Below are 12,324 nucleotides of genomic sequence, written 5' to 3'. Positions count from 1 at the left end.
AGTTGCATTGTGGGACGCTCAGGTTCATACTATTGTTATATTATAACATTACATAAGGCGCAGAATTATGAAACCTGATATCCATCCCCACTACCGCCCGGTGGTGTTCCACGACACTACGGCGAATGAATATTTCAAAGTCGGCTCCACCATCAAAACTGAACGTACTATCGAATTTGAAGGCGAAGTGCTGCCCTATGTCACACTCGATGTCTCTTCAAAATCGCATGTGTACTACACCGGCAAGCAGAAAGATTTTGCCAAAGAAGGCAGCGCGGCACGCTTCAACCAGCGTTATGGTCGTTTCCTCGGTCGCGGTAAGGCATAACGGAGCACCACATGCAGGTATTGAGTTCATTGCGTTCAGCGAAGACCCGTCACAAAGATTGCAAAGTCGTGCGTCGTAAAGGTCGTATCTATGTGATCTGCAAAACCAATCCGCGCTTTAAAGCGGTACAGGGAAGAAAGAAGAAAAAACGTTAGGATGGTGTCGTGATAATTGGCCGGGTTAATACCCGGCCTTTTTTATTACTGCATACTTTTCAGCATGGCATTCACGTTGTGCTTGAATGCTGCTTCATAGCTGGCGGCCGGACCATTGGCTTCCGACAGCGCTTCCGGATAGAGTTCACCACCTGGTTTGGCGCCGGTTGCGCTGGCAATCTGCTTCACCAGACGCGGATCGGTCTGATTCTCCATAAAGTAAGTATTGATGTGCTCAGCCTTGAGCTGTTTGATGATCGAGGCTACATCGCTGGCACTGGCTTCCGCTTCCGTTGAGAAACCGACCGGGGCGAGGAATTCCACGCCATAGCGCTGGCCAAAATAACCAAACGCATCATGGCTGGTCAGCACTTTGCGTTTATTCTGCGGTACAGCGGCAAAGGATGTTTTTGCCCAGCTGTCGAGTTTCTGTAATTGCTGGATATAGTTTTCGCCCTGTTTACGAATGGCGGCAGCATCTTCCGGATCGGCCTTGATTAACGCGTTCATGACGTTGGTGGCATAAATCACGCCATTCGCCATGCTGTTCCACGCGTGTGGATCGGTAATGGTTTTACCATCATCCACCATTTCACGGGTATTGATGCCGGTTGAGGCCACCACCAGCGTGCCTTTGTAACCTGATGCGCTCACCAGTCGATCCATCCAGCCTTCCAGCCCCAGACCGCTGACAAACACCACATCCGCCTGCGCCAGTGCCTGGCTATCCTGCGGAGTTGGTTCAAAAGTGTGAGGATCGCCATTTGGCCCCACCAGCGATTTCACTTTAACGTGATCGCCACCAACTTGTTTCACGATATCCGCCAGCACGGTAAAACTCGCTACCGCATCCACCGTTTTTGCCAGCGCCAGCGGGCTGATCAACATGGCACCCAACGCCAGGCTAATCGGTAACTTCTTCATACACATCCCCTTATTGGTTTCGTTATCGGCGGCGCAGTAAACCGCCACATGGTCCTGTCAAAACAGAAAGCAAAAAAAGTCCGGCGGCACTCAGTACCACCGCCGGCCCCGCAGGCAGTGAGTAATGCCACGACAACATCAGCCCGATCAGCGCGGCGATCACTGCCAGCAACATGGCAACGCCGAGCATGCAGGCGAGATGGCGACTCCAGAAACGGGCGCTGGCGGCGGGCAACATCATCAATCCCACCGACATCAAGGTGCCCAGCACCTGAAAACCGGCCACCAGATTGAGGACCACCAGAGTGAGAAAAATGCCGTGCACCAGAGGGGCACTCCATTTGCCCTGTGCGCGCAGAAAATCGGGATCGAAGGCGTCTATCACCAGCGGACGATAAATGATCGCCAGCATCAGTAACGTGAAGGCAGCAATACCGCCGACCAGCACAATTGCTGCGTTATCCACCGCCAGTAGCGAGCCAAACAGCACATGCAGCAGATCAACGCTGGAACCGCGTAGTGACACCAGAGTGACCCCCAGTGCCAACGAACCCAGATAAAAACCGGCAAAGCTGGCATCTTCTTTAAGCGGGGTATATCGGCTGACAGCACCGGAGAGAAGCGCAACGGCCAGACCGGCAATCAAGCCACCAATCCCCATTGCCACCAGCGACAAACCAGAGATGAGATAGCCAATCGCCGCACCGGGCAGTACCGCGTGAGAAAGTGCATCGCCAATCAGGCTCATGCGTCGTAATGAGAGAAACACACCCAGTGGTGTGGCACTCAGCGCCAGCGCCACACAGGCCACCAGAGCACGGCGCATAAAACCGAATTCGATGAAAGGTTGCAGTAAAGTCACGATGCCACCTTCTGCAACAGAGAGACGCGGGCGGATTCAACTGCATCCAGCGACAACACATCCTGAAAATAACGTTCAACCAAAGGACGATCATGCAATACCACCAACAAGGTGGTGCCTGCCTGTTGCTGCTGTTGCAGGATTGACATCAACAAAGTCACGGTCTGGCTGTCGATACCATTAAAGGGTTCATCCAGCAGCCACAACTTGCTGCGTTGCAGCATCAGGCGGGCGAATAACACGCGCTGTAACTGACCTCCTGACAAGGTGGCAGGCTGTGCATCCGCGAAATCACGCATCTGCACCGCATCAAGTGCCGCATCAATCTCTTTGCGTAGCGCGCGGTTAATCGCGCCAAACCAACCACAACGCGGCCAGCACCCCATCGCGACCAACTCATAGGCCGTGACAGGGAAGCGCGTTTCCAACTCGGTACGCTGTGGCAACCAACCCAGTTCTTTACGGGAAACCTTCAGCTCACAACGCCCTGAAATCGGCGTCAGTAAACCGGCGATGGTTTTCAACAGCGTCGATTTTCCGCTGCCATTGGCGCCAATCAACGCCGTCATACTACCTGCTACCAACTCACCGTTGATCGTTGGTGTAACCCTTTGCCCTTGATAGCCAGCCTGCAAGTGGTGAAAACGCATCATTTTTGCATGCCCCACACAATGGCCAATCCCAACAGGGCAACCAACAGCAGCGCGACCAGCAAGCGCCCGCCTAGCGACAACAGTAATCCACTATGATTCATACGGTACAACCAAAATGTTATAACATAACAATACACTATCAGACTCTTCTGTCGGTTAGTCAGGGGGAAAGTGTTTCAAAAGTTAACCAGCGCTATCCTGCATCCTCCCTCACCTTTTGAATTCGCCTCCTTCTCATGACCTCCCGTAATGCAATCCATCACAACAATAGCTATTTATGCTTAAGGTGAGCTTGCAATGTTTGTCAGAAACCCCAATGATAGAAACAACAGCCTTTATACCGGGTTAACGATGCAGGCCATTATTCATTGTGATATTGCGGTCGGTGAGGATAACTGCACAAAGTTGCAGGCATTAATTCAAGGGAATATTCTCAAAATAGCCTCAGCGCTGGCGGGTGATTTACAATGGTATTCACAAAATGCGCGATTAGTTCCCGAGAGTTTTCGCATTATTTCCATCAAGATTATCGCTAATAATCGATTTAAAATGCTTTACGATTTCCAGTGGAATTTATTTAGTCCCTGTCAGGATTTAAATGAAACCTTTACACGTCAGGAAGATGTTCTGTTTCATATCCAGCCGGGCGCACTGGTGTTCGAAGTGATAGACAATACACGCCCTTCACCCGCCGATGAATTGTAATATTTGGTAATGGAGGTGAGCAAAACTAATGAATCTGGATTATATTTGAGGAGTCGCTGAATTCATTTTATTCGTGATCGCTTCCTGGCCACTTTTCCAAATCTCGCCGCGCTGCGGTAACCGTGCTAGCTATGGAGGGGAAAAAGATGGACGAATACTCACCGAAACGGCATGATATTGCCCAGCTTAAATTTCTGTGTGAGAACCTGTTTGACGAAAGTATGGCAACATTAACTGACAGTCATCATGGCTGGGTTAATGATCCTACTTCTGAAAGCAATTTACAGCTCAACGATTTGATTGAGCATATCGCGTCTTTCACGATGAATTACAAAATTAAGCATGTTGAAGATGAAGCACTGATAACGCAAATCGATGAATATCTTGACGATACCTTTATGTTGTTTAGCAGTTACGGAATCAATACTCAGGATCTTCAACGTTGGCAACGTTCAGCACGACGCTTATTTAACCTGTTTGCCGAAGAGTGCGCTTTTCTACAGCAACCCAGCCATTCCTTTTAGCATCAGAGTGAGAACGATTTATTTATGAGCAATCAAGCCTTAACCAAAACCGATTATTTGATGCGACTGCGCCGCTGTCGCTCAATCGATACCCTTGAGCGGGTGATTGAAAAAAACAAGTATGAATTGTCCGATGACGAGTTAGCGGTATTTTACTCGGCTGCCGATCACCGCCTTGCAGAGCTGACGATGAATAAGCTCTACGATAAAGTGCCCGGGTCTGTCTGGAAGTTCGTCCGCTAAGTTTTTCCCTTCTCTTGCCCAGCCTGTTGCAGCAACCGATTTTCAGGGATTGACCTTTCACTGGCAAAGGAGTGCCAGCAGCACGCTATTGATTGAATTTAAGGGGATTTTTTCGAGGCAGAAATGGTGGAGGCCCTGCCAGCTACATCCCGGCACACGCGTCGCCTGCTGCGGCTGCTTCCTTCCGGACCTGACCGAGTTCACAAGTTAGCATTGCGGGAGAACCAACAGGGCCCCCATTGACTAGCCCTCATTACGAGAGCGCTGGCATTATCAGGTAAGCCCCCGGCAATTGCAAGCAAACGCCGGATGACCGTTGTTTTCTTGAACAGACAGGCGATTATGCGTGCCCTGGTTCATGTTAAAGTCTGCCCTTTGCGGTTATTCAGGACGACCCAATGAGTGAACACGATAGCTTTCCGCAGCGCGTGTGGCAGATTGTTGCCGCCATTCCCCCCGGTAAAGTGATGACCTATGGTGATGTCGCCCGTCTGGCTGGATCCCCGCGTGCGGCACGTCAGGTGGGTGGCGTGCTGAAACGTCTCCCGCCCGGCAGCCAGTTACCCTGGCATCGTGTCCTGAATCGTCACGGACGTATTTCGCTACAGGGTGATGATTTGTTTCGTCAGCGCGATGCGCTGGAAGCTGAAGGGATCGAAGTGAGTGATGCGGGAGAAATTGAACTGGCGCGATATCGTTGGGATCAGGATTGATACCCGGTACACATTCGTCCCGGTGCGATAAATCGCGCCGGGACGATATCCGTTTACATACTGGTCGCCGCAGGCACTGAAGACGATGGTGTCACCTGCGTTGGAGAGGTAGACGGCACGGTCGTTGCCGCACCAGGCTGCGTTGGCATCGCCATATTGGTGGTAGGCACCAGCAACAATTCGACCTTGGTTCCGCCCTGATTAATCACCGGTTTTACCGTATCAGTGATAAACGCCAGTCTGCCATCAATGGCTATTGCTGCACTCAACAGAATGCGTGCGTTCGGCTGGATGTCTGCCGGGTTAAAGGGCAGCACAAACTGGAACGGTGCCTGTTTGCCCTCGGTACGCACCACATGCTGCGCCAGCACGCGGGATGGTGCATCGGACTGTGAGGCATCTGACAGAGTCACCGTCAGCACCGCATCCGGCGGTAACGCAATACGCTGGCGAATATAAATGGAGCCACTTACATTCGGCTGCGCAATGGCCGTTTGCTGACCGGCAACCGTTGCACCCAACGTTGGCGTTGCCACCGGTTTGCTGTGATCCGCGCACCCTGCGACCGCCACAGCCAATGTCATACCGCTAATGATTTGCCAGAGTTTCATTGATGTCGTCTCCTTATGAACACTATGATTGTCGGCGGCAAAAATAATGTGCAGCTATTCAACCGCCGAATGCCCTTAATTCTGGCACAAAAATCCGCAATGCGCTTAAGACGGGTCTTAGATTGCTGAAACCACGGCAAAAAGATTGACGACAACTGGTCGGATCTTTCACACTTGCCCGACCGGTATCACTGAGGAATCCGTTATGAGCCAGGCACTGCACAACCTGCTTAATTTGTTGAATCTGGAAAAACTGGAAGAGGGATTATTTCGCGGTCAAAGCGAAGACCTCGGCCTGCGTCAGGTGTTTGGTGGTCAGGTGGTTGGCCAGGCGCTTTATGCAGCGAAACAGACAGTGCCGGAAGCACGTATCATTCACTCATTCCATAGTTACTTCCTGCGTCCGGGCGATAGCCAGAAAGCCATTATCTATGATGTCGAAACTCTACGGGATGGCAAAAGCTTTAGCGCGCGCCGCGTCAGCGCTGTACAAAATGGACAACCGATCTTCTACATGACGGCCTCGTTCCAGGCACCGGAAAGCGGATTTGAGCATCAGAACAGCATGCCACAGGTCCCCGCCCCGGATAATTTGCCATCGGAACAGGATCTGGCGCATAAGCTGGCAGCGCATCTGCCGATTAAATTACGGGAAAAATTCCTCTCTGAACGTCCTCTCGATATTCGTCCGGTGCAGATTCACAACCCGCTGAAAGGCCGTGTTGATGAGCCGGTACGTCAGGTGTGGGTGCGTGCTAACGGTCAACTGCCGCAGGATCGTCGGATTCACCAATATCTGCTTGGCTATGCATCAGACCTCAACTTCCTGCCTGTAGCGCTTCAGCCGCACGGCAAAGGCTTCCTTGAGCCCGACATGCAGGTCGCGACTATCGACCACTCAATGTGGTTCCACCGCCCGTTCGACCTGTCAGAATGGCTGCTGTATAGCGTTGTCAGCACCTCAGCATCAGGTGCACGCGGGTTTGTACGCGGGGAGTTTTTTACTCAGGATGGCACGCTGGTGGCAACCACGGTGCAGGAAGGGGTGATGCGCCAACGCAGCGAATAAAAAAGGGGCGATGACTCGCCCCTTCTGCTTTTTATTATTTTAGCGCACTGCTCTCTTTTTCAGCCCGGCTCTTACTGGTTGTAAGCGTTTTCGCCGTGGCTGTTAACATCCAGACCTTCACGTTCCTGATCTTCTGGAACACGCAGGCCAACAATCATATCGGCCAGTTTGAAGCCAATGAAGGCAACCACACCAGACCAGACGATGGTGACACCCACGCTGAACAGCTGGATCCATACCTGATGGCCCATGGTTACGCCTTCAGCATAACCTACGCCACCCAGTGAAGAGGAAGCGAACACACCAGTCAGGATACAACCCACGATGCCACACACGCCGTGCACACCGAACACATCACACGGGTCATCAACACGCAGCCATTTCTTCAGGGTCGTGACACCCCACAGACCAGCCAAACCACCGACCAGACCGATAATCAGCGCGCCGCCAACACCGACATAACCACACGCCGGAGTGATAGCAACCAGACCTGCGATGAAGCCTGAAGAGGCACCCAGCAGAGAAGGCTTACCACGCAGTGCCCACTCACCGAAGGTCCAGGACAGTACCGCACCCGCCGTCGCAATGACGGTGTTCAGGAATGCCAGGGCAGCGATTTCGTTGGCCGCAGAAGCAGAACCAGCGTTGAAGCCGAACCAGCCCACATACAGGATTGCAGTACCCGTGAACACCATTGGCAGGTTGTGCGGTTTAAATGCTTCTTTACCGAAGCCAGCACGTTTGCCCACCAGATAAGCACCGACCAGACCAGCAACCGCAGCGTTGATGTGAACAACGGTACCGCCCGCAAAGTCCAGCGCGCCATCAGATGCCAGCAGACCGCCAGCCCAGACCATGTGTGCAATCGGCAGATAAGCCAGAGTCAGCCATACCGCAACGAAAATCAGCACCGCAGAGAAACGAATACGTTCCGCAATGGAACCCACAATCAGGCCCACGGTGATACAGGCGAAGGAAGCCTGGAACGCAACGTGGATATATTGATAGAAGGTGCCCATCAGCGCTTTCAGCTCGATATTTTTCAACATCGCCCACTGGAAGCTACCGAAGAAGGCATTGCCTTCGCTGAAAGCCAGCGAGTAACCGTAAATCATCCACAGCACACAAACCAGAGAGAAGGTTACCGCTACCTGAGTCAGCATGGACAATACGTTTTTACCGCGGATCAGACCGCCGTAAAACAGGGCGATGCCCGGAATCGACATGAACAACACCAACGCGGTGCAGATCATCATAAACGCGTTATCGGCTTTATCCGCAACGGCAGGAGCTGCCGCCATGGCCAGAGACGGTAACAGCGCCAGGCTGGTCAGGCCTAACTTCGTCATCATTTTATTCATTTCTTTCCATCCCATCACAATCAAGGCCTAGTTACAGTGCTGCTTCGTCGGTCTCGCCAGTACGAATACGGATAACGCGTTGCAGTTCCGCAACGAAAATTTTGCCGTCGCCAATCTTGCCGGTGTAAGCGGCTTTGCTGATCACATCCACGACTTCGTCCAGTTGATCATCAGCAATGGCGATATCAATTTTTACTTTTGGCAGGAAGTTCACGCTGTACTCGGCACCGCGATAAAGCTCTGCGTGACCTTTCTGGCGACCGAAACCCTTCACTTCGGTAACTGTCAGTCCCTGAATGCCAATAGAGGATAAGGCTTCACGCACGTCCTCCAGCTTAAATGGTTTGATTACCACGGTAACCAGCTTCATACGATCCCCTCCAGGTATTTAATGAGTGAGTCTTACCGGACACGCAGGGATATAAGCAAAGGGTGTGCCATAAATAAAAAAACCGCAGAGTCAGCAGATTAGCCGCGCTACAGCGCGCTTCGTTCTGTGATGAACAACACAAATACCAGCAGGAAAGGAAGAAAGGAGTGAATTGTTTGCACCTCTTTGGTGCTTATAGCCTCAAAGAAGTGCATTTCTACAGAATAATCCGATAAAGGTGCGCAAAAAAGGTGCAAGTCACCCTTCAGTCGTTAAGGGAATGCCCGCCGCGAGTTCATCGCCCGCCTGTTGCAACTGGTACATTTGCCAGTAACGCCCCTGTTGCGCCAGTAACTGGCTATGCGTACCGCGTTCAGCGACCTGACCGCGATGCAGGACCAGAATCTGGTCTGCCTCAGTAATAGTGGAGAGGCGATGCGCGATCACCACCAGCGTGCTGTGCTGACGCAAGGCACGCAGGGCGTGCTGAATCGCCTGCTCAGTGCCAGAATCGATATTGGCGGTGGCTTCATCAAGGATCAAAATTTGCGGCAGCGATACCAGCACCCGCGCCAGCGCTAACAACTGTTTCTGACCGACCGACAGGTTATTGCCCTGCTCGCCCAACCGGGTGTGAATACCCTCAGGCATAGCGCGCACCAGCGCGGCAAGCTGCACCGTCTCCAGCGCCTGCCACACCGCCTGCTCCGGGATATCGCGCCCAAGACGGACATTGGCGAGCAAGGTATCTGCCAGCACCACCGGGTCCTGTTGCACCATCGCTACCCCCTGACGTAACGCCTGATGCGTCAGTTGTGGCAATGGACGACCGTCCAGTTCGATACTGCCGCGCGTCACCGGGTAGTACCCCATCAGCAGGTTTGCCAGCGTACTTTTGCCACTGCCGGTATGGCCAACCAACGCAATAAAGCCACGGGGCGGCACGTCCAGATCGATCTGGCTTAACACGTCACGATCGGCGCGATAGGCAAAGCTGACATCACGCAGGGAAATACGCCCGGAGGCCAGTGGCCGGTTATCCGTGCCGTAATCCTGCTGAGTCGCATCCATCAACTCAAAGATGCGCTCACCCGACACCACCGCCTGTTGCAGCATCGATTGCTGGGTAGTGAGTTCAATCAACGGCTCATTCAGACGCCCGAGGTAAGTGATAAAGGCATACAGAACGCCCACCTCAAATACGCCTGGGTTAGCAAAGCTGAACAACATCAGCAGGCCGCACAAAATCAGTGCAGAGAATAAACTCAGTAATGGACGCAGCAAGAAGCCATCCAGTCGTAGCGTCTCCATTCGCGCCAGATAGTGCGAACGGCTGGCCTCCCCCATTCGCTCACCAAAACGCGCCTGCTGGCGGAACTGCTGGATGACACTCATGCCGTTAATCACTTCATTGAAGCCGTTATTGATGTCGGCCAGATAGCTACGCACCCGTCGCGCTATCGGTGTGCTGTAACGCTGATAGATCAACATCACCGTCAATACCAGCGGGAAAATTACTATCGCCACCAGCGCCATACGCCAGTCGAGCGCAAACATCGCCACCAGCATCGCGCCGATCAACGCCGCACTGCGCAACACCGTTGCCACCACCGTGACATACAGATCGCGGATCACCTCGGTATCGTTGGTCACGCGTGAGATGATTTGACCGACCGGTTGGGTATCGAAGGCGCTTAACGGCTGTCGTAGCGCGGCATTCATCACATCAGAACGTAATTTTTGCACCACGCCGATCGCCGCGCGGTTGAACAGCAACGACTGAAAATAGTGCAGGCCCGCTGCCAGCAATTGCAGCAGAATAAATCCGACCACCAACCCGGCGACAATGCCCCACGGCATCTGGTGTTGCGCCACCAGATGATCAATAAAATAACTGACTAACACCGGCCCGGTGACTTCGGCCGCCGCCGCCAGCCATAACATGCCCACGGCCAGCCATAACGATTTACGCCACGGTTTGCCGTAGGCCAGTAAACGTTTCAAGGTTGGCCACAGACGCACAGATTTAGCCACGACTCGCTCCTTCGCTGATCTCATCCTCGTCCAGCGCCGCTTCCAGTTGCTGATAACGGTACATATCACGATACCAACCGCTTTCTGCCACCAGATCGTCGTGGTCGCCACGCTGCATCACCTGACCCTGCTGCAATACCAGAATCTCGCTGGCTTCGGTCAGCGCCGACAGACGATGCGCACTGATAATCAGCGTACGGCCCCGACCCCATTGCCGCAGGTTGTGCAGAATATCGTGCTCGGTGCGTCCATCCACCGCAGATAATGCATCATCCAGAATCAGGATCTCGGCATTCAGCAACAGCGCACGCGCAATAGCGATGCGCTGCTTCTGACCGCCTGAGAGCATCACGCCACGTTCACCCACCTCGGTTTCATAGCCCTGCGGCAGCCGCAGGATATCCTCATGAACGCAGGCCATCTTCGCCACCTGCTCAATCTCCTGCTGGCTGGCATTGGGTCGACCTAACGCAAGGTTATTGGCGACGGTATCGGAAAACAGGAACGGCGTCTGGCTCACCACCGCCAGGCGGCTGCGCCAGCTATCAATGCGCAACTGCGACAGCGGGGTGTTGTGATAGCGAATATCACCTTGTTCAAGGTCGAAATGGCGCTGAAGCAAGCTTAACAGCGTGCTTTTGCCACAGCCAGTGGGGCCACATAAGCCCAGCATTTGGCCGGGTTTGAGCTGAAAATTGACATGGCTGAGCGCCACACCGGCACTCGCCGGATAGCGAAACTCGCGGATCGCCACCTGCAAATTCCCGGCTTCCGGCGGCAGCATTTGCTGGCCGTCTTCCACTGCCGGAGCTTCCGCCAGCAACGCACGGATACGGCTCCAGGCCGCGCTGCCACGCTCAACGATATTGAACATCCACGCCAGTGCCAGCATCGGCCAAATCATCAGGCCGAGGTACATTACAAAGCTGGTGAGCTGCCCTAACGTCAGGCTGCCATGCCACACCATCCAGCTCCCGCCACCAATCGCCAGCAAATTGGAGAAACCAATCGCGATATAGATGGTGGGATCAAAACGCGCATCTACCCTTGCCACTCGCAGGTTTTTCTCGCCAGTATCGCGCGCGATGGCCGCAAACTGCTGCGATTGATGATCTTCCAGACCAAAGGCTTTGATCATGCGAATGCTGGTCAGGCTTTCCTGAGTTTGATCATTCAGGCTGGAGAACGCCGCCTGTGCCAGTTTGAAACGATCATGCAACTGATTGCCGTAACGATGGATAATCAGCGCCATAATCGGCATCGGTACCAACGCCAGTAACGTCAACTGCCAACTGATTTGTACGCTCATCACCACCAGCACCACACAACCCATCACCAGTGAATCCACCAGCGTCAGCACCCCTTCCCCGGCGGCAAAGACCACGCGGTCAACATCGTTGGTGGCACGAGCGATCAGATCACCGGTGCGATGACGCAGGTAAAATGCCGGATGCTGGCGGCTCAATTGACGGTAAAAATCTTCACGTAATTTCACCGCCAGTTGGTAAGAGGCTCCGAACAGCAGCACGCGCCAGACATAACGCAGCAGATAAACCACCACCGCAGTGACCAGCATCACGCCGATCCACATCATCAGTCGTCCGGTGCTTAAGGTATGTTGGGTAACGCCATCAACAATTACGCCCACCAAATGCGGTGGCAGCAATTGCAGAAGCGCAATGATGATGAGCAGAGTGACCGCGCCCAGATATCGCCGCCACTCGCGCAGAAAATACCAACTTAACTGGCTGAATAATCGCACAAGACTGTCT

Annotated in this window: 15 protein-coding genes and 1 other RNA gene; 7 read left to right on the top strand and 9 right to left on the bottom strand. The window is 53.3% G+C overall.

Features of this window, described 5'->3' with window-relative positions:
* Positions 1-67: 67 nt before the first annotated feature.
* A complete protein-coding gene (locus tag CTZ24_RS04985; RefSeq protein WP_208724966.1) occupies positions 68-328 on the top strand; it encodes a type B 50S ribosomal protein L31 in 261 nt (86 codons plus the stop codon).
* An 11-nt stretch (positions 329-339) separates the two neighbouring features.
* Positions 340-483 carry a type B 50S ribosomal protein L36 gene (gene ykgO, locus CTZ24_RS04980; protein ID WP_013508157.1) on the top strand — a complete coding sequence of 48 codons (144 nt, stop codon included), beginning with the start codon at positions 340-342 and terminating at the stop codon, positions 481-483.
* Between the two features lie 45 nt (positions 484-528).
* On the opposite strand, the gene CTZ24_RS04975 is transcribed toward ykgO, so the two are convergent.
* From CTZ24_RS04975 to CTZ24_RS04965, 3 genes are read right to left on the bottom strand one after another with little or no spacing between them, the layout of a single operon-like run.
* Positions 529-1,407 carry a metal ABC transporter substrate-binding protein gene (locus CTZ24_RS04975; RefSeq protein ID WP_021185822.1) on the bottom strand — a complete coding sequence of 293 codons (879 nt, stop codon included), beginning with the start codon at positions 1,405-1,407 and terminating at the stop codon, positions 529-531.
* A gap of 22 nt (positions 1,408-1,429) precedes the next feature.
* The gene (locus CTZ24_RS04970; protein ID WP_021185823.1) at positions 1,430-2,269 is read right to left on the bottom strand and encodes a metal ABC transporter permease; all 840 of its coding nucleotides are present in this window, start codon (positions 2,267-2,269) and stop codon (positions 1,430-1,432) included.
* Positions 2,266-2,922, bottom strand: coding sequence for a metal ABC transporter ATP-binding protein (locus CTZ24_RS04965; protein ID WP_021185824.1), 657 nt, complete (start codon positions 2,920-2,922; stop codon positions 2,266-2,268). The genes CTZ24_RS04970 and CTZ24_RS04965 overlap by 4 nt, the downstream gene beginning before the upstream one ends.
* Before the next feature lie 351 nt (positions 2,923-3,273).
* Between CTZ24_RS04965 and CTZ24_RS04960 the strand changes: the two genes are divergently transcribed.
* The 3 genes from CTZ24_RS04960 to hha all read left to right on the top strand — a co-directional run bounded on the left by CTZ24_RS04960 (position 3,274) and on the right by hha (position 4,394).
* Positions 3,274-3,627, top strand: a complete 354-nt coding sequence (locus tag CTZ24_RS04960) for a hypothetical protein (RefSeq protein WP_208725495.1) — start codon at positions 3,274-3,276, stop codon at positions 3,625-3,627.
* Between the two features lie 146 nt (positions 3,628-3,773).
* On the top strand, positions 3,774-4,151 hold the full coding sequence (gene tomB / locus CTZ24_RS04955) for an Hha toxicity modulator TomB (RefSeq protein WP_021185827.1): 378 nt from the start codon (positions 3,774-3,776) through the stop codon (positions 4,149-4,151).
* A gap of 24 nt (positions 4,152-4,175) precedes the next feature.
* Positions 4,176-4,394 carry a hemolysin expression-modulating protein Hha gene (gene hha / locus CTZ24_RS04950; protein ID WP_013508151.1) on the top strand — a complete coding sequence of 73 codons (219 nt, stop codon included), beginning with the start codon at positions 4,176-4,178 and terminating at the stop codon, positions 4,392-4,394.
* A gap of 133 nt (positions 4,395-4,527) precedes the next feature.
* Here the strand turns inward: hha and ffs are convergent.
* Positions 4,528-4,624: signal recognition particle sRNA small type (gene ffs / locus CTZ24_RS04945), an RNA gene on the bottom strand.
* 168 nt (positions 4,625-4,792) lie between these two features.
* Between ffs and CTZ24_RS04940 the strand changes: the two genes are divergently transcribed.
* Positions 4,793-5,107, top strand: a complete 315-nt coding sequence (locus CTZ24_RS04940; protein ID WP_013508150.1) for an MGMT family protein — start codon at positions 4,793-4,795, stop codon at positions 5,105-5,107.
* Positions 5,108-5,160: 53 nt separating this feature from the next.
* On the opposite strand, the gene CTZ24_RS04935 is transcribed toward CTZ24_RS04940, so the two are convergent.
* Positions 5,161-5,718 (bottom strand): YbaY family lipoprotein, encoded by a 558-nt coding sequence (locus CTZ24_RS04935; RefSeq protein WP_208724965.1) that lies wholly within the window; start codon positions 5,716-5,718, stop codon positions 5,161-5,163.
* 205 nt (positions 5,719-5,923) lie between these two features.
* On the opposite strand from CTZ24_RS04935, the gene tesB reads away from it, so the two are divergent.
* A complete protein-coding gene (tesB, locus tag CTZ24_RS04930) occupies positions 5,924-6,787 on the top strand; it encodes an acyl-CoA thioesterase II (protein ID WP_021185829.1) in 864 nt (287 codons plus the stop codon).
* Positions 6,788-6,858: 71 nt separating this feature from the next.
* Here tesB and amtB read toward each other — a convergent pair whose 3' ends face one another.
* The 4 genes from amtB to CTZ24_RS04910 form a co-directional block, all read right to left on the bottom strand.
* Positions 6,859-8,148, bottom strand: coding sequence for an ammonium transporter AmtB (gene amtB / locus CTZ24_RS04925; RefSeq protein ID WP_013508147.1), 1,290 nt, complete (start codon positions 8,146-8,148; stop codon positions 6,859-6,861).
* A gap of 31 nt (positions 8,149-8,179) precedes the next feature.
* Entirely contained in the window at positions 8,180-8,518 is a 339-nt protein-coding gene (glnK, locus tag CTZ24_RS04920) for a P-II family nitrogen regulator (protein WP_007886947.1), read from the bottom strand.
* Positions 8,519-8,776: 258 nt separating this feature from the next.
* Entirely contained in the window at positions 8,777-10,552 is a 1,776-nt protein-coding gene (locus CTZ24_RS04915; RefSeq protein WP_208724964.1) for a SmdB family multidrug efflux ABC transporter permease/ATP-binding protein, read from the bottom strand.
* Positions 10,545-12,314: a SmdA family multidrug ABC transporter permease/ATP-binding protein gene (locus tag CTZ24_RS04910; protein WP_021185831.1), complete on the bottom strand. Its 1,770-nt coding sequence runs from the start codon at positions 12,312-12,314 to the stop codon at positions 10,545-10,547. Before CTZ24_RS04910 ends, CTZ24_RS04915 begins: the two co-directional genes overlap by 8 nt.
* Positions 12,315-12,324: the final 10 nt, after the last annotated feature.

It is taken from the genome of Pantoea phytobeneficialis, from assembly GCF_009728735.1.
GTDB classification, from domain to species: Bacteria; Pseudomonadota; Gammaproteobacteria; order Enterobacterales; family Enterobacteriaceae; genus Pantoea; species Pantoea phytobeneficialis.
This window is presented reverse-complemented; position numbering and strand designations above follow the sequence as displayed.